10 protein-coding genes are annotated in these 16,528 nt (G+C 43.8%); 4 read left to right on the top strand and 6 right to left on the bottom strand.

All coding sequences use genetic code 11. The annotated features are described in order from the left end of the window. Positions 1 to 111: 111 nt before the first annotated feature. Entirely contained in the window at positions 112 to 5,700 is a 5,589-nt protein-coding gene (locus QUA88_RS24445; RefSeq protein ID WP_333274279.1) for a protein kinase domain-containing protein, read from the bottom strand. 531 nt (positions 5,701 to 6,231) lie between these two features. Between QUA88_RS24445 and QUA88_RS24440 the strand changes: the two genes are divergently transcribed. The 3 genes from QUA88_RS24440 to QUA88_RS24430 all read left to right on the top strand — a co-directional run bounded on the left by QUA88_RS24440 (position 6,232) and on the right by QUA88_RS24430 (position 11,204). Further along, positions 6,232 to 6,564 (top strand): hypothetical protein, encoded by a 333-nt coding sequence (locus QUA88_RS24440; protein ID WP_333053888.1) that lies wholly within the window; start codon positions 6,232 to 6,234, stop codon positions 6,562 to 6,564. Positions 6,565 to 7,545: 981 nt separating this feature from the next. Then, the gene (locus tag QUA88_RS24435; RefSeq protein WP_333274276.1) at positions 7,546 to 9,789 is read left to right on the top strand and encodes a TOMM precursor leader peptide-binding protein; all 2,244 of its coding nucleotides are present in this window, start codon (positions 7,546 to 7,548) and stop codon (positions 9,787 to 9,789) included. Between the two features lie 8 nt (positions 9,790 to 9,797). Beyond that, entirely contained in the window at positions 9,798 to 11,204 is a 1,407-nt protein-coding gene (locus tag QUA88_RS24430) for a SagB family peptide dehydrogenase (protein ID WP_333274273.1), read from the top strand. Positions 11,205 to 11,479: 275 nt separating this feature from the next. On the opposite strand, the gene QUA88_RS24425 is transcribed toward QUA88_RS24430, so the two are convergent. The 4 genes from QUA88_RS24425 to QUA88_RS24410 all read right to left on the bottom strand — a co-directional run bounded on the left by QUA88_RS24425 (position 11,480) and on the right by QUA88_RS24410 (position 14,779). Then, positions 11,480 to 11,938 carry an FAD-dependent oxidoreductase gene (locus tag QUA88_RS24425; protein ID WP_333053885.1) on the bottom strand — a complete coding sequence of 153 codons (459 nt, stop codon included), beginning with the start codon at positions 11,936 to 11,938 and terminating at the stop codon, positions 11,480 to 11,482. 111 nt (positions 11,939 to 12,049) lie between these two features. Next, positions 12,050 to 12,328: a hypothetical protein gene (locus QUA88_RS24420; protein WP_333053883.1), complete on the bottom strand. Its 279-nt coding sequence runs from the start codon at positions 12,326 to 12,328 to the stop codon at positions 12,050 to 12,052. A 59-nt stretch (positions 12,329 to 12,387) separates the two neighbouring features. Further along, entirely contained in the window at positions 12,388 to 13,470 is a 1,083-nt protein-coding gene (locus QUA88_RS24415) for an HNH endonuclease (RefSeq protein WP_333274269.1), read from the bottom strand. 436 nt (positions 13,471 to 13,906) lie between these two features. Continuing rightward, a complete protein-coding gene (locus tag QUA88_RS24410; protein WP_333053880.1) occupies positions 13,907 to 14,779 on the bottom strand; it encodes an S-methyl-5'-thioadenosine phosphorylase in 873 nt (290 codons plus the stop codon). Positions 14,780 to 14,988: 209 nt separating this feature from the next. Here QUA88_RS24410 and QUA88_RS24405 point away from each other — a divergent pair, with 209 nt between their 5' ends. Further along, positions 14,989 to 15,195 carry a hypothetical protein gene (locus QUA88_RS24405; RefSeq protein ID WP_333053879.1) on the top strand — a complete coding sequence of 69 codons (207 nt, stop codon included), beginning with the start codon at positions 14,989 to 14,991 and terminating at the stop codon, positions 15,193 to 15,195. A 144-nt stretch (positions 15,196 to 15,339) separates the two neighbouring features. On the opposite strand, the gene QUA88_RS24400 is transcribed toward QUA88_RS24405, so the two are convergent. After that, entirely contained in the window at positions 15,340 to 16,179 is an 840-nt protein-coding gene (locus QUA88_RS24400) for a Tab2/Atab2 family RNA-binding protein (RefSeq protein WP_333053877.1), read from the bottom strand. Positions 16,180 to 16,528: the final 349 nt, after the last annotated feature.

The raw sequence follows: 16,528 nt of genomic DNA, 5'->3' as shown, positions 1-16,528 counted from the left end.
TGCTGTAATACCAATTTTAAAAAAGAATGCAACAGTATTCTTCTTCCCCCCGCAATGCAGCGGGGGGCTAGGGGGGGTCGAAGAGTGTTGCACGATTTTAGAGAATTAGTATTACTTCTGTTTGATTACTACCAAAGTAATGTCATCAAATACTTTTTGCTCCCCGATGTATCGTCGCACGTCGTCAATAACCGCTTGCTTGATTTCTGCTGCTGACAGTTCCCTGTTAAGGACAACAACTTCAATCAATGGCTCGATACCGTATTGATTTTTCTTCATATCAAAAGCTTCGGTAATTCCATCTGTGTAGAGTATGACAACATCCCCCGAATTCAACTGTATTTCAGTAGAAGCAATGAAATCGGCAATATCTGCTTCCAAGGCGATGGGAAACCCTAACTCGATGGTATCAATCCGCTCTACTTCGCCGCCGTCACGAACGACAATCACCTCTTCGTGCTGTCCGCTCAAATGCAGGGTGTTGTCCCGATATTCTAGCAAAGAAAGGCTCATATTTTTACCGGAATCCATGCGCTCTACGTTATCAAAAAGCGTTTGGTTGACTGTCTGTAATAATTTAACGGGGTCGGTTTCCTTGTGAACCAGCAAAGTGCGAATTGCTGTTTGCGCCATAATCATTAACACGCCGCTTTCTAAACCGTGTCCTGTCACGTCGCCGATCCCAATGGTGGCTTTACCGCCGTGATTTAGTACGTCGTAGTAGTCGCCACCAACTTCATCAGCCGGTTCCATGAATGCAGCAATTTCTAGCCCTGCAATTGACTCTAATTCCTGCTGTTGAGGCAAAATCATTTGTTGCAGGCGGCGGGTTACGTCTAGTTCGGCACTCATGCGAAGGTTTTCTACTTTTAGCCGTTGGTTCAAAACCAATATTTCTTTATTAGCTTGGGCTAATTGTGCGGTGCGTTCTTCTACTTTTTGTTCTAGGGTTTGATAAAGTTGGGCATTTTCTAAGGCGATAGATGCCTGGGAAGATAGGAGTTTTAAAACTTCTATTCGCGCTGGGGTAAATACTTTTTCTGCTAGGTTGTTTTCTAAGTAAACTACGCCCATGAAGCGACCTTGATTGATGATGGGAGTACAGAGTATGGATTTGGTTTGATGGGCAACAATATAGGGGTCTGCGGCAAACATTGCCTCGGTGGTAGCATTGTTTAAGACGGCAGGTTTTTTGGTTCTTTCAACATAGTTGATGACGCTCATGGGGAGGATTTCGGGGAGGGGCAGATGGGGGATTTGTGAGAGGGTGATGTTGTCGCCTTCCACTTGTCCGACGGCTTCTATGGTGAATGTGTTTGAGTGTTTGAGTAGCAAATATCCGGTTTGTGCGCCGGCATTTTCTATGGCGATTTTGATTAGTTTTGCTAGCAATTCACTGAGGACTATTTCACTGGAGATGGCTTGGGCGGCTTTGAAGACGGAGGCTAAGTCAAATCCTTCTGAATTGCCGGTACTGGTGATGATGGTGGCTAAGGTGAGGCTGGTTTCTGGGGGTTTTTGAGCGTTGATTTTGGCGAAGAATTGCGGATATCGGGTTTCTAAGTCTTTGACTTTGGCTTTCGCTCCCCAGCGGATGTAGCAGTAGTATGCTTCTAGGAGGAAGAAGCGGGCAATGTTTTCTTGGCCGCGAGTTAGGTGAAATTCGCCGGTGAGTTCGTTGGCGAGGGCTTCTTCTTGGGTGTATTGCTGTTCTCTGGCTCCGGTGATGGCCGCATCGTAGAGGGTGAGGGCTGCGGGGTAGTCTCCTAAAATTCGGGCTTTTTCGGCTTCTACTAGCTCGTATTTGTGTTGGTAGTTGGCGGGGCAATTGTTAGCCCAATATCTCATTGTTTGTTGATTGGTGGCTACTTGTTCGAGATATTCTGTCTGTTCGGTTTCGCTGACGTGGGGATATTGAGCGAGGAGGCTGAGGGAGTAGTAAAAGTTGAGTTGTGCTGTAGCCATCAGACTGCCAGCAGGTGCTTTATATTTATCTGATTCTCGAGCATTCTCAACTGCCGCTTCTGGTTCTTTAAATAAATATGAAAGGAGGGTTTTAAAATAGTATAAAAAAAATAAGTTAAAATAGTTATTCATTTGTAATGCAGCTTTAATAAAAACTTTTTCATTATATTCATCACCAGTTAACTCAGTTGGTCGGTTTGAGTGACCCAGCAAATTCAAAATAAACTGCCGAATCCTATTTAAACCTTCAATAGAATAATCTTGTTTAAGATTTTGAATCAAATAAAGATATTCTCGACTTTCAGCTTCTAGAGATTCTAAGTCGCCTCCCAAATACAATTTATGCTCGTGATAGCTCAAAATTGCATAGCCGGCATACTCTAAATTTCCGGTTTCTAACCCACTATTAAAAGCCTCTTGCAAATAGTCTATGGTTTCCCTAACATGGTTTTTCCAGTGTTTAATAAATGCGTTAAAGCACTGTAGAACAATTGCTTTTATTTTTTGGGCATTAAATTGGTCCAGCAATCTTAAAGATAACTGACCAAATCTATATCCTGAGTCAATATCTCCAAAAGCACTCAAAAACATACCATAATTAACGTAAACGCTAGCAGCTAAAGGAGGATTGCCGTAATTTAAACAGATATCTACCATTGCAGATAAAAGCCGATATCCTAATGCAGGATTCGTCATATAAGAAGCAGGATTAACTTTTAAAAGAATCAAAATTGTGGCAAACTGATAAGGATCGGTCATTTCGGGAAGGTCTGCTAAATCCTCAATTTGTTTGTTTTCTTCTGCCAGTTTTCTTAAAATTGCCTGAATCAAAATTCCGGGAGATTCCGACATTTGAGACAGCGATACTCCCAATTTTTCCAGAACTTCCAGTCCTGTCTCTATTGCTTCTGAAAACCTATATTGAGAAATATAAGACTGAATTTTTACTTCGTAAACTTTCACCCTATCTAAAAGCGTTTTTGCTTCTTGTAACACAATTTCTAAAAGCTGCTCTGCCTGTTCAAAATTGGCGTTTAAATATTCAGATTCTACGGTTTCCACATAAATAGGCAGCGTTAAGTCATAATCACTCTGCCAACTATCGGCAGCCAGCAGTCCCAAACTGATATTAAAATAATTAACCGCCGCTTCAAAAGCTGCGGATGCTTTAGCTTTTTGACCTGCAATCAAGTTAAGTTCTGCTAACAGGTTTTTGTCTGACTGGGTAGCTAGTAGCGGTAATTCTTCTGTGGTTGTCTCTATGCCAAAATTCAATTGATTAACCAGGGCAAAAATATTGTTTTTGCGTTCTTCTGCTGTGGTATTTTGCAGCAGCAATTGACCGATTTGGAAGTGAGTTGATTTTTTATCGGTTTCGGGAATCAAAGAATAGGCAGATTGCTGCACTCTGTCGTGCAAGAATTTGTAATCTACTTTCACATCTTGCAGCCGCACTGATTCAGATTCCGACTCAGCAAATACCAGGGTAATTTTGTAGGCTTCCGACAGGGGCAAAATCAAACCCGCCTGAAGCGCTGGCCACAACTGCGCCCCCGTTACTAATTCTGATGCTTCGTTGACAATGGCTAAAACATCTAAGTTGAAAGTGTTGCCAACGCAAGCGGCAAGTTTTAAGGCTTTCTGAGTAACCTCTGGTAGCTTTTGAATGTTTCTAGCAATGAGTTCGACCACATTTAAATCGGTAATGCCAATGGCTTGGATTGCCTCGATATCCCATTGCCATTTATCGCTGCTGGCTTCATAATGCAGCAGGTTTTCCAAGGCGAGGGTTTTCAGCAGTTGGGTTAAAAAGAAGGGGTTGCCTTGGGTTTTGCTAAATAGGAGTTGTGAAAAGGATTGAATGCGTCTTGTGGCTGCCGATTCATTGAGAGTATCGGCAATCAGTTGGCTAACATGATTGATGGCTAAAGGTTGGACGGTGATGTTGTTGAGATTTGCCCCGGATTCGCGGATTTTTTCTAAGGTTTGAATTAAAGGGTGAGTGGGGTTGACTTCGTTATCGCGATATGCTCCAATAATTAACAAAAATTGGCTGTCAGAGTCACTCATCAGCAGTTGCATCAGTTTCAGGGAGGCTGCATCTGCCCACTGTAAGTCATCTAAAAACAGGACAACGGGGTGTTGGGGCTGACAAAAGACTTTGAGGAATTGTTGAAAAACTCGATTGAAGCGGTTTTGTGATTCTGTTGGCCCTAATTGTGGCACTTCTGGCTGCGAACCGATAATAAATTCTACTTCGGGGATGACATCAATAATGACTTGGGCGTTGGGGGTGAGGGCATCTAAGAGTTGATGTTTCCAACTGGCAATTTGTCCGGCATTTTCTGTGAGTAATTGGTTAATTAAGGCTTGAAAAGCGGTGATGATGGCTGAGTAGGGAATGTTGCGGTTAAATTGGTCGAATTTGCCGGAAATGAAGTAACCGCGTTGGCGGACTATGGGTTTGTGGACTTCGTTGACAATGGCGGTTTTGCCTATGCCGGAATAGCCGGAAACTAGGATCATTTCGCTGCTGGAAGGGGAAGGGGAAGGGGAAGGGGAAGGGGTAAGAGTTGATTCCTCGGTTTGATCCCCCCCGGCCCCCCTTGATAAGGGGGGAGTAAGAGTGGAGGAGGATTCTGCTTCTGAAGCATGGTTTTGAACCCCCCCGGCCCCCCTTGCTAAGGGGGGGGTAAGAGGTGTTGGGGTAAGAGGGGATTCTGCTGGTTCTAAAGCCCCCTTAGTAAGGGGGTTGGGGGTTAGAGATGTCGGGGTAAGAGTCGAGTGGCTAATTCTTTCAAAGGCGGCTAGTAATTCTATTACTTCCTGTTCGCGGCCGTAAAGTTTTTGTGGAATCAGGAGTTGGCTACCTTTGTCGCGGGTGGCAATGGCAAAAGGTGCTATTGTTCCCGTAGCAAGCAACTGATTTAAACAACTTTCTAAGTCAAATTTTAATCCCGCTGCGCTTTGATATCTCTCTTCTGCGGTTTTGGCTAAGAGTTTCATGACGATATCAGAAATAACTTGGGGAATTTCTCTAATTTCACAAAGTGGTAAAGGCTGTTTAGCTAAGTGACAATGTATTAATTCCATCGGCTCGACCGTGGCAAAAGGTAACTGACCCGCCAGCAGTTCGTATAAAGTCACTCCTAAAGAATAATAGTCGGTTCGGTAATCTACGGAGCGGTTCATTCGCCCCGTTTGTTCTGGGGAGAGATAGGCGAGAGTACCCGCTAGTTCCGAGGGGTTGCTAACAGATTGATTTTCTTGTTGCAGGCGGGAGGATATGCTAAAGTCAGTGAGTTTGACTTCGCCTGTGGTAGAGTTAATAATAATATTAGCCGGTTTAATATCTTTGTGAATAATCGAATGGCGGTGCAAATAATCTAAGGCATCTATTAAGACAATGGCAATTCTCAGAACTTCTGTTACAGGTAAGGTTTGGTTAGTAAGTAACTGGTCGAGAGAGGAGCCGCCAAAATCTTCTAAGATTAGGGCAAAGCTATTGCGATAGTTTTCTAGGCTATAGACTTTGGTGATACTAGAACTGTCTAGGGGTTGGGCAATTTTGTATTCATTTCTGAGGCGGGTGACTTCTTCCAGAGTGGGGTACTCGGATTTAAGGAGTTTGACGATAACGGGTTGCTGGTCTGCTTCGCGGTAGCCTCGATAAACCAAACTTTTTACGCCGCTGTGAAGTTCTTGTACAATGCGATATCCGTTAAGTCCGAGCATAGTCCGTGCGCTAGTTGGTATTGTACTTGTTAGTGATATTAACCTATCGGGAGTGAAAACCACTGTATCATCAAGAAAATCCGTAAAAATTCACATTTTGCACCACGCTCAAAAAGCTGTAGGGTCTGGTTCGCCAACAATATATAACGATAACCAACAATCTAAATAAACCCGCCCAACCCCACCAATCGCCGACATTAACCATAAATTTGCATCGAATATTACAATGTGGATGATGATTGTTCGTTGGCTGGGGCGGGTTTTCGAGATTGTTTGTTTTTGGCGATTATGGTTGGCGAACCCGCCCCTACAGCTTTTAGGATGATACAATTCCCAGTCAAAGGGAAATGATATTATTTCTCTTTCTCAAAAAAGGGCGATCGCCAGTTTTCTAGACTCTGAAGCCTTGGGCTTTGCCGACAGTAAGCCAGGGCGCGGTGAGTAGTTGTGGATCGAAACTGTAGAGAACGCATCTGCTATACAATAACAGCAAAATCTATATTTCCCGCAAAAGGGAGCTAGGAGAAAATTATGGCTTTTCCCCAGGATTGGAGAAGTTGGGAAACACAAATAGCCCGACTGATTGGTCAAGCATGGTTGGACGAAGCTTTATATAATCGGCTACTCAACGAGCCCGCAGCCACGCTGCGAGACAATGGGTTAATTTTGGAAGATTTCGTAGAAGTCCAAGTAAATCAGGCTCCCGATGCAGTTCCCGTCCTTCGAGGTACTGAAGGGGAGACAGTGATTTACGAAATGCCCCTGCCTCCCAAACCCGATAATCTGACAGACGCAGAGATTAGCCGTTGGCTTGAGGGACGGTCTGAAAGATTCCCAGGCGGAATTATTCGGCTCAGTTGCTAAAGTCCCTTTAGCTTCCCCCAAGCTGCATCGGTAGCTTGCCAGTTTTTTAGCCCCGCTTGTTACTCGCAGCGGGGCCGCTTCAGAAGAGTTGGTGTTTCCGCAGTTGACAAGCGGATGAGGCTGTTGTACTGTATCGGCATTAATTGCCAGAACAAGATTAGGTTGATCTAACAGAGGAATATAATTATGTCAGTTTTGCAACAAGATTTGACGGCGAGCGAACAGGAAATGTCAAAGGCGATCGCGCAGGCTTGGTTAAGTGGAACTCTATAGTCACAGCGGGGTCTCTCGATGAGAATTAGCTTTTCGGGCGATCGACTATAGTTAATTTATAGATTTAAATTTTTAAGAGTATGGAAACCGTAAATATCGATCGGGCTAAAACGAAAAAGATTGAATGAGGAGGCGATCGTACAAATAGTTGATGAAACGAACGAATTGTGGTTTTCTGTTGCTAGTATTTGGGAAATAGGTATCAAAGTTGCGATCGAGATACAGCATATTCCATGTATATATGGTACACACAATCTTGTCGTAGGTAAGGTGCGTCGCCACCAGTCAATCTACAAGTTCCATTTAACTTCTCACAGCGACGCACCCTACAGAAACTTAAGCTTTTAGTCCGGCAGTCCTCTCGCTCACCCGGCAGTCCGCCAGGGGTTGAAACCCCTGTCTCATAGCGAAAGTCCTCTGAAAGAGGACTGAAGAACTGATTAGATCGGGTTCGGGTAACTGCTGATAATATTATGTCCGGTCGATCGCTAGTAATACAAACCTAACTTATTGTAATTGTGCGATCGGACATGATATTAGTCCTCTTTGAGAGGACTTTCGCTATGAGGCAGGGGTTTTAACCCCAGCCGGACTGTCGGTTGTATGTTAAGATCATTTGTTAATAATTATCAAGTATCTCAGCGAACTCGCCCCGGCTTTGATATTATCCTAAAATCTATTCAAAAATTATATTAAACACCATTCAGGATGCTCTACCAACCAAAGTTTAAAAATTGCTTCACCGTCGAAATCATCAAATCGGTAGGAGTATTCCTGATCTCCGAGTCAGATTCCTTCGTCCTCTCAGGCCACCTTTACGAACTATTAACCCCCTTAATCGACGGCCACAATACCTCCGATGAAATCGTCGCCAAACTGCGAAATCAAGCCTCACCCGCAGAAATTTACTATACCCTAGCCCTGCTAGAAAAACAAGGCCACCTCATCGAAAACGACACATCCCTCCCCGAAGAAACCGCCGCCTTTTACACTCTCTTAAACATCTCCCCCCAGCAAGCCGCATCCCGCTTGCAATCCCTGAAAGTTGCCGTCATTTCCTACAGCCAAATCCCAGCAGAAACTTGCATTAGCGCCCTAGAAACCCTCGGTATTCAAGTCTCAACCACCGCAGATATCACCCTAATCATAGCCGACGATTACCTGCAACCAGAACTGGGAGAATTCAACCAAAAATCCCTTCAAACAGGCCAACCTTGGCTACTCGTCAAACCTACAAGTTCCACAATTGCGATCGGCCCGATTTTCCACCCCGAAACCACCGCCTGCTGGGAATGTCTCGCCCAACGCCTGAGAGCAAATCGCCCCACCCAAAGCTTCATCCAGCGTCAAAATAACTACTCAAAACCCTTATTAAATCCCCCATCTTACCTACCTTCCACCTTACAAATGGGTTTAAATTTAGCCGCCACAGAACTAGCAAAATGGATTGTCCAAGGCGAAAATAAAAATTTAGAAAATACAATAATTACCTTTGACACCAAAACCCTCAAAACCACCAATCACACCATAACTAAACGCCCCCAATGCCCCGAATGCGGTCTACTTCCGCCCCAAGAAATCCAGCCCTTTGTCCTCCAAAGCCAGAAAAAAACCTTTACCGCCGATGGCGGACATCGCGGCTTTTCCCCAACCGAAACCCTGCAAAAATTTGACAGCCAAATCAGTCCCATAACCGGAGTTGTGCGCGGTTTACTCAAAGTTCCCCAAACAGCCAATGCTTTAACACCGAACTACTTAGCCGGCCACAATTTCGCTACGATGTTCGATGACTTGTACTTCCTCAAAGAAAACTTACGGGGCAGAAGTGCCGGCAAAGGCAAAACCGACGAACAAGCCAAAGCCAGCGCCTTGGGAGAAGCCATTGAGAGATATTCCGGCGTATTTCAAGGCGACGAGATTCGACAAAAAGGCAGCTATCAAACAATGGGAGAAACCGCAATTCACCCCAATGATTGCATGGGTTTTAGTGAAGTACAATATAGCACTCGCCACGACTGGAATAGAACCTGTAAAAGCTTCTTTCAAAGAGTCCCCGAACCCTTCGATGCCGGCAGAGAAATTGACTGGACACCAATTTGGTCATTAACTCATCAACGAGTCAAATATTTACCCACAGCTTACTGTTATTACGGCTATCCCAAACCCGAAAAACCCGACTGTTGGGCGGACTCCAACGGTGCCGCCGCCGGCAATACCAAAGAAGAGGCAATTTTGCAAGGGTTTATGGAATTAGTGGAGCGAGATAGCGTTGCTTTGTGGTGGTACAATCGGGTTAAAGTCCCCGCTGTTGATTTAGATAGCTTTAACGATTCCTACATTCAAGAACTCAGTAACTATTATCAAAGTATAGACCGCACTCTGTGGGTTTTAGACCTCACCAACGATTTTAACATCCCCGTTTTTGCCGCCCTTTCTCACCGCATCGACAGAGAAATCGAAGACATTATTTTTGGTTTTGGCGCACATTTCGATCCCAAAATTGCCCTATCTCGCGCTTTAACAGAAGTCAATCAATCTTTACCCGCAGTATTAACCTTTAACAGCGATGGTAGCACCAATTACGGCGTTTCCGACGGCCTCACTGTTGAGTGGTACAAAACCGCCACCCTAGAAAATAAATCTTATTTAACGCCCGATACTTCCCAACCTTTAAAATTACTATCTGACTATCCCCCCTTAGCCAGCGATGATTTAAAAGCCGACGTTGAAAAGTGCGTAAAAATAGCTGAAACATTAGGCTTAGAAACCTTTGTTTTAGATCAAACCCGGCCAGACATTGGCTTAAATGTCGTCAAAGTTATAGTACCAGGAATGCGGCACTTTTGGAAACGCTTAGCAGCAGGGCGACTTTATGACATTCCCGTGAAATTAGGCTGGCTAGATGCACCCATCCCCGAACACCAAATCAACCCATTCCCGATATTCTTTTAAGCTTAATTATGAGTGAAACCATCCCCCAAATCATCCTAACTTTTAAGCCAGAAATTTCTATAATTGAGGATGCCGAAAAAGGCTTAATTTTAAAAGCCCCCTACATCGACTTTAACCTCAACAAACTCTCTCCCGGAATTGTCGCCGCGATTAAAGTTATTTCTACCGCAGGCGCAACCGAAACAGCCCTAACTCAACTGGTAGTTTCTACCGATGGCAGTTCCGCCCTCGCTAAATTCTACTACTACCTAGAACAATTTGTCATCCTGGGTTTAGTTTACCATACCTTAGAAATAGACGGCAGTGCGATCGCTACAGCCGTCCCCATAGCCACACCCTATAAATGGCAATTATCTGAAATAGTTACTGATAGTCAATACCAACTTTCGCGCTTTGCCTATTGTCACTCAGAAAAATCCCATCTAGTTGTTGAATCCCCCATTTCCAAAGCCAAAATCATTCTCAAGGATTGGCGCAGCGCAGCTTTAATCAACGAAGTCTCGCAACCTAAAGCCATATCCGATTTAACCAAAATTCCGGGAATTTCTGAAGCCACCGCCCGATTATTTCTCAGCTTTTTGCTAACCGCTGAAATGCTATCACCTGTTAACAACAATAGCAGCGTAGAACAAAGCGAAACTCTAACTCAATGGGAATTTCACGATTTATTATTTCACTCCCGCAGTCGCGGCGGCCGCCATTCTAATCTCATTGGCAAAACCTTTCGATTTTTAGGACAAATCGAACCGACACCCGTGCTCAAAGCCAAACCATCCAACGAGATTATTAATCTTTATAAACCCGACATCGACAGTTTGAAACAAACAGATACACCGTTTACAGCAATTTTAGAATCAAGAAAATCCATTCGGCAACATGGAGAAAAGCCGATTACTGTCGAACAATTGGGAGAATTCCTCTATCGTTCCGCGAGATTGCGCGAGATTGTCCCCAGAGATAACATGGATTGCAGCAATAGACCTTATCCAACCGGAGGCGCTTGCTACGATTTAGAGATTTATACTGCTATCAATTCCTGTGAAAATATTGAGGCTGGCTTGTATTATTATGCACCCGAAGAACACCAACTTTGTAAAATTTCTGGGAAAACAAAGCAGGTAGAAGCATTGCTAAAAAGTGCAGGATTGTCAGTACAGATAGAGGTAGAACCACAGATTTTAATTCTGCTATCCTCTCGCTTTTCGAGAGTAACTTGGGGCTATGAATCAATGGCCTATAGTCTTATATTAAAGCACGTTGGGATTTTGTATCAAACGATGTATTTAGTGGCAACAGCAATGAATCTGGCGCCGTCGGGGGTGGGCGGGGGAAATTCCGAGTTATTTGCAGCAGCAGCAGGATGCGATTATTTTGCCGAATCTTCGGTGGGAGAGTTTATTTTGGGGAGTCGGTGATTAGTTTCCGTTGGTGTCAACTTAAGCTGTCAGTCCGCCCAGTTCTTTCGTCCGCCCGTCAGTCCGCCAGGGAATGAATTCCCTGTCTAATAGCGAAAGTCCTCTCAAAGAGGACTAATAGACATCTCCAAAAAAGCGAGTTTTGAACAGGCAAGATGCCTGTTTCACAAGAAATATAGTCGAGGTAGAATGAGTTTTTCAGTCCTGTTCAGAGGACTTTAGCTATTAGCCAGGGACTTAAGTCCCTGGCGGTCTGGGAAACAGTAAAATGAATTTTACGACCCCAAATCATAATTGGGTGGCAACCATTCAGGCCGACTAAACTTAAAGTTTTCTTCTAACATTAATTCTGCACTATTTAGCGCTCCTTGCACCCATCCTTGCATATTTGAATAGGCTTCGCCGCAGACATAAACATTAGCAGCATGAATCGGATGCCGCATCTGTTTCATCACTTCCCAGGGCTGACAGCGGGGGTTCCAAGAGTGCCATCCTCCCCCGTAGGGATCTTTTTGCCAGTCGATATAAAGGGCGGTATAAGGTTCTGGAATATCTGCTAAATTGTGTAGGGCTTTGAGTTGTTGCTGGGCCGTCCGTACCATATCCTGAGAAGGAACTAAGGGGTCTGTGGTAATAGAACCATCACTTTTCAGAAAAGCTCTCAATTCCAGTTTTTCGCCTCGTTCTCCGCGAAAAGCTGGACGTTTTTCTGGGTTATCTGGATTATAGGCCATCGTTCGCCAAAAACCCGCAGCAATATTATCAGGAAACAGACTTAATAATAGGGAGTTGTGATTGTTTGGATCGCCCCCTTGGGCGCTTTCTGTACCGAAGTAGTAACACTTTTACATCGGCAAATCTGTAGCCGAAGTACCACCATGAATATCTAGTTCGTGCCACCAAGGAGTATGATAGCCGAGGAAAAGTTTGTAAGCGGGATCGCCGCTAACAGTTTGGATATTTTCCTGAAAAGTTGAATTGCTAAATAGGAAATTCTGCTGGTTTTCTACGGCCAACAGTTCTAGCGATCGCTTCGGCATTGCTAAAATCCGATGTTTCGCGAACACGAGGCATTCAAGCAGTTGATAAGTTAATAGCTGTAATTCTAGGCTGCGTGACCACAAATTATTTCAAATTTATCACTGATGACTAATAAAAGTCACGCGCCGAAAAATTACGCTATCTACATTCGATCTATCAATTCATCAGAAGTCACACAAAGTCTTGTGCTGTCTCGATTACTTTTGCCAATATTACACTGTTTGCAAAGAGTTTGTAGATTACTCATATCGTTAGAACCACCTTTTGAACGGGGGATAATGTGGTCAACTTCCAATAAAACTCCATCTTCCCGTGCCGATCTACCACAGCTAAGACATTTCCATTTATCTCTAGCAAGTACAGCCCACCATTTACCTGCTCTCACAAAAGAATAACTGTCTAGTTCAGGCATTTTTGAAGAATCGAAATCTTCTTCCTCGCTTTCTTCTGTTTCTATGTCATTTTCGGTATTTTTAAAAGCGAGATAAAATTCTTTGAATTGCTCAAGCCTATTTTCAAGCTGAGGTTCTCGTCCTTCACCAATAAAAATAAATGATTCTGCTAAAGCATATAAGAGGATGAATGCAATAATTAGTTCAGACAATCCTCGCCCTGGACTGACAGGAAAGTAGTATTTTGGTGATATCAACCTTATAGCTTCTGACCCTACTTCTTCAGGCACAATTGCCTGATGAAGAGGCAGAACTTCAAATTCAGGATTATACGTCGTATGTGAAATACGTGCTACCGATAATAGTGGCATTAAAACCTCGCTATACTTAGCGACGAGTTGGGAAATTCTTGCCACGTAAGCATCATCTACGCCTTGACGAAATGGCATTAGCTCAGCATGAATTGTTCCACTAGGAAATACCTTAAACGTCAGATAAGTGGGATGATGAAAGAATGGCTGTCCATTTCTCTTGAGAATTTTGAGCGGTTTGTCACCCCGTTTTGCAATAATTCCAATATGAACAAAGCCATAGTCTTTGTTCTCCTTTGCTTTATCTCGATGACTTGGAGAGTAGGCAAAAGTCATTCTCTCGTATGGATTCACATCGTAGACTTGCGCCACAACATCAAGGGTATAACGCAGTAACTTTTCTAGCCGAGGGAAGAAATAATTTTGCAGTGTTGAAAGCCTGGTTTTAGTGTCAGGGATATTGAAAATTTGAGTATCCCTCTCTACAAAAATTACTTCATTAATATTGTGACTATCTGGCACGTTTTTGACTCCATGTATTTCACGAGCTATTCAATCACACCGATCGATATCTGGCTAGTTTGCTGTATTCCTAACTTGTGGTGTGAAATCCAATGTGACTTTTCCTTCGTACCTAAAATTGATAGAGATTGCTGTTTTATTAGACTAAGCAAGCCAAATATTTATTATAGCGAAATTTTTCGTATAGTCAACTCCTAAGTCACAAAAAGCCGAAACTTAGAATTAGATTTACAAGTTGATACAGTACGGCCCAAAAGAAGTCGTTCTATGCCAACTGTTCTCACACGAGAGGAAGTTATAGCAATTATTCATCATTTATCGGGGTCATTAACTGCTCGTAAAATTACTTTCACGATTAGATAGTTGACATGACCCCGACGGATAGTATGCGCTAGCTCAAGATTGTGGCATTTACTGGCGCGAAACGGATGACTAATTACAAATACTTCTGCAACAACAAACCCATTTTCTCCTTAGTTGAGGCCGGCACTTGATCCAGCCGAGTCAGAATTGCATATTTCAACGCAGAATGTGCATCAGAAACAGGTGGATTTTCTGTTAGTCTACGGACTGTTTCTTGAATGACTTTTTGAGCATTCTCTGCATTTCGGTGCAAATTTGCTATTACCATTTCTACTGTTACGCTGTCGTGTTCGGTATGCCAGCAGTCGTAGTCTGTGACTAATGCTAAAGTTGCGTAGGCAATTTCAGCTTCTCTAGCTAATTTTGCTTCCGGCAAATTTGTCATCCCAATGACTGTGGCATCCCAACTGCGGTAAAGGTTTGATTCTGCTTTTGTGGAAAATGCGGGGCCTTCCATGCAGACGTAAGTGCCGCCCCGGTGGAGGTTAACGTCGGGGAGGTTCAAGGATTCGATCGCACTTGCTAACACTTTAGCCAATTCGCCGCAAACCGGATCGCCGAATGTGATGTGACCGACTATTCCTTCTCCAAAAAAGGTAGAAACTCGATTTTTTGTGCGATCGATAAACTGATCCGGCACTACCATATCTAAAGGTTTCGCCTCTGTTTTCAGGGAACCAACCGCCGACGCTGAGATTAAATACTCAACTCCCAAACTCTTCATTGCATAAATATTTGCGCGATACGGCACTTCTGAGGGCAAAAAAGTGTGGTTGCGGCCGTGTCTAGCCAAAAATGCTACCGGCGTACCGTCCAATGTTCCCACAATTGCGGCATCCGATGGCGATCCAAAAGGTGTATCAATTTTCACCTCTTCAATATCCTTGAGGGCCTCCATTTTATACAAACCGCTGCCGCCGATAATTCCGATTTTTGCTTGTGCCATTTTTACCCTCTGCTTGAGTTTTACCACAGTGATTCTATCGGGCCAGAGTTAAGTTGACGTAAAGATAATTAAAGATTTCGTGACAAAAGTCACCCTGCATACACTATTTTGTCACTAAAATTATGTGATCTTAATCACTAAGTAGCTTCACAAAATCTTTAAAAATAAAGATACACAGTTCTGTTATCAACTTTTAGCGTGTGAAGACCATGACAGTCAGCTCTGCTAACCTCCCCAAAATCTCGATCGAGGCGATCGTCGATCGCATCTTTGCTTTCCGTCAAATTACCCCCCTTGACAGACGGCTGCTGAAATCAGCAATGCTAGCCCAGAAAGGTCTGAACGAAAAAGACCAGTGTCACATCAACCGAGTTTGTCAGGGCATCCAAAACGGCTTGATTTTAGTTGTAGAATAAATTTGCAGCACTATCTCTTGCGAGCTCAACAAGCTGTTTGAAAATTTGTGTCTGAGTCTGTATCTGCTAAAACTGCGTTCGAGCGCTGTTTTACTATTTTTCGGCGAGCGATTTATCAACATCACAAATAATATTATTTACATCTTATCGATCGAGATTCAACAGCCAAAAGCCTGTATAAGTCATGCCACTATCATCGGGCTGGACTAACAAAAAATGTAATCCTTTACTTAATTGCTTGCGCTGTTGGTAAATTTGGGCCGCGGCTTTCACCTCGCTATCTTCAAAAGTAGCCACAACCCACCTATCTACTAACCCAGCTTCCAATATCAATCCGTCTGGTTCTCCAGCAATATAATTCAAAGCAAAAGGTTTGGCATCTTGAAGCCATCTAGCCAAGCGCATAGACTGGCGTCCACCGTCAATAACAACTCCCGGTACGGGTACTGTTGAGGCCAAGCCCAAATTCAGCGGTAACAGTAATTCTGGCATTTCCAAAATTGGCAAGGGACGCCCTTGGAAAGCATCTTCAATGTCGCCGGCGGGTAGGGAAGCAAAACGCCAGCCATCGCCCCAGAGGTTTTCGGGTAAGGGTACGGGCGGCGGCGAGTCAAGGGCGATCGCACTGTAAGTTTCACCTGTATAATTAGGCATACTCAAATATTCTTTTGCGCGTTGTTGCAGCAGCAATTTGAGAGCAGCAGTGCGGCGAGTCGCTTCCACCTTGACACCCAAAACTTTGCCCGCAGCCTCAATTAAGCCCAGAGACTGAGGCCTAAATACTTGAATTAAATCTGGCAAATTCTGGGTTTGAGCTTGCTGCTGCAACTGCGAGGCTAGCCAATTAGAATTTGCGTCCCCCTGGCTGCAAACAGCGCTAAATTGAAAACTGCCTTCCGATTCGCAAATTAAGAGTTCCCACAGTGGTTTACCAGTTTCGTCTTGGAGAGGGCGGCGGTAAAAATCGGCTTGCCAAATACGCATAAATAATTAAAATTCAAAATCTACAACTCGATCATTTTAATATAGCTTGGGGACAATCCGATACAATACCGAAATCTGAAAAAAAACTTCTAGCTATATATTCTCAGTTCATAGTTGAGTTTTATTTCTACTAACACCAGTTAAAAATAATGCAACTGTAGGTCCGCGATCCCAACCGTGACAGTCATCAGTCATCCCCTATTTTCTCATCTAAAATCTAAAATCTAAAATGGTATAAAGGCTCCCTTAGCCATTTTCCATTAGGATCGCGAATTAAATAACTTATAATTTTAATTGTTATTGTGGGATGGGCGTCCCGCCCGTCATGAGTGGACGGGCGGGACGCCCA

This window comes from Microcoleus sp. D3_18_C2 (assembly GCF_036702395.1).
Classification (GTDB): Bacteria; Cyanobacteriota; Cyanobacteriia; order Cyanobacteriales; family Microcoleaceae; genus Microcoleus.
Note: the sequence above shows the minus strand (reverse complement) of the source record. Positions and strands in the feature narration are given on the sequence as shown.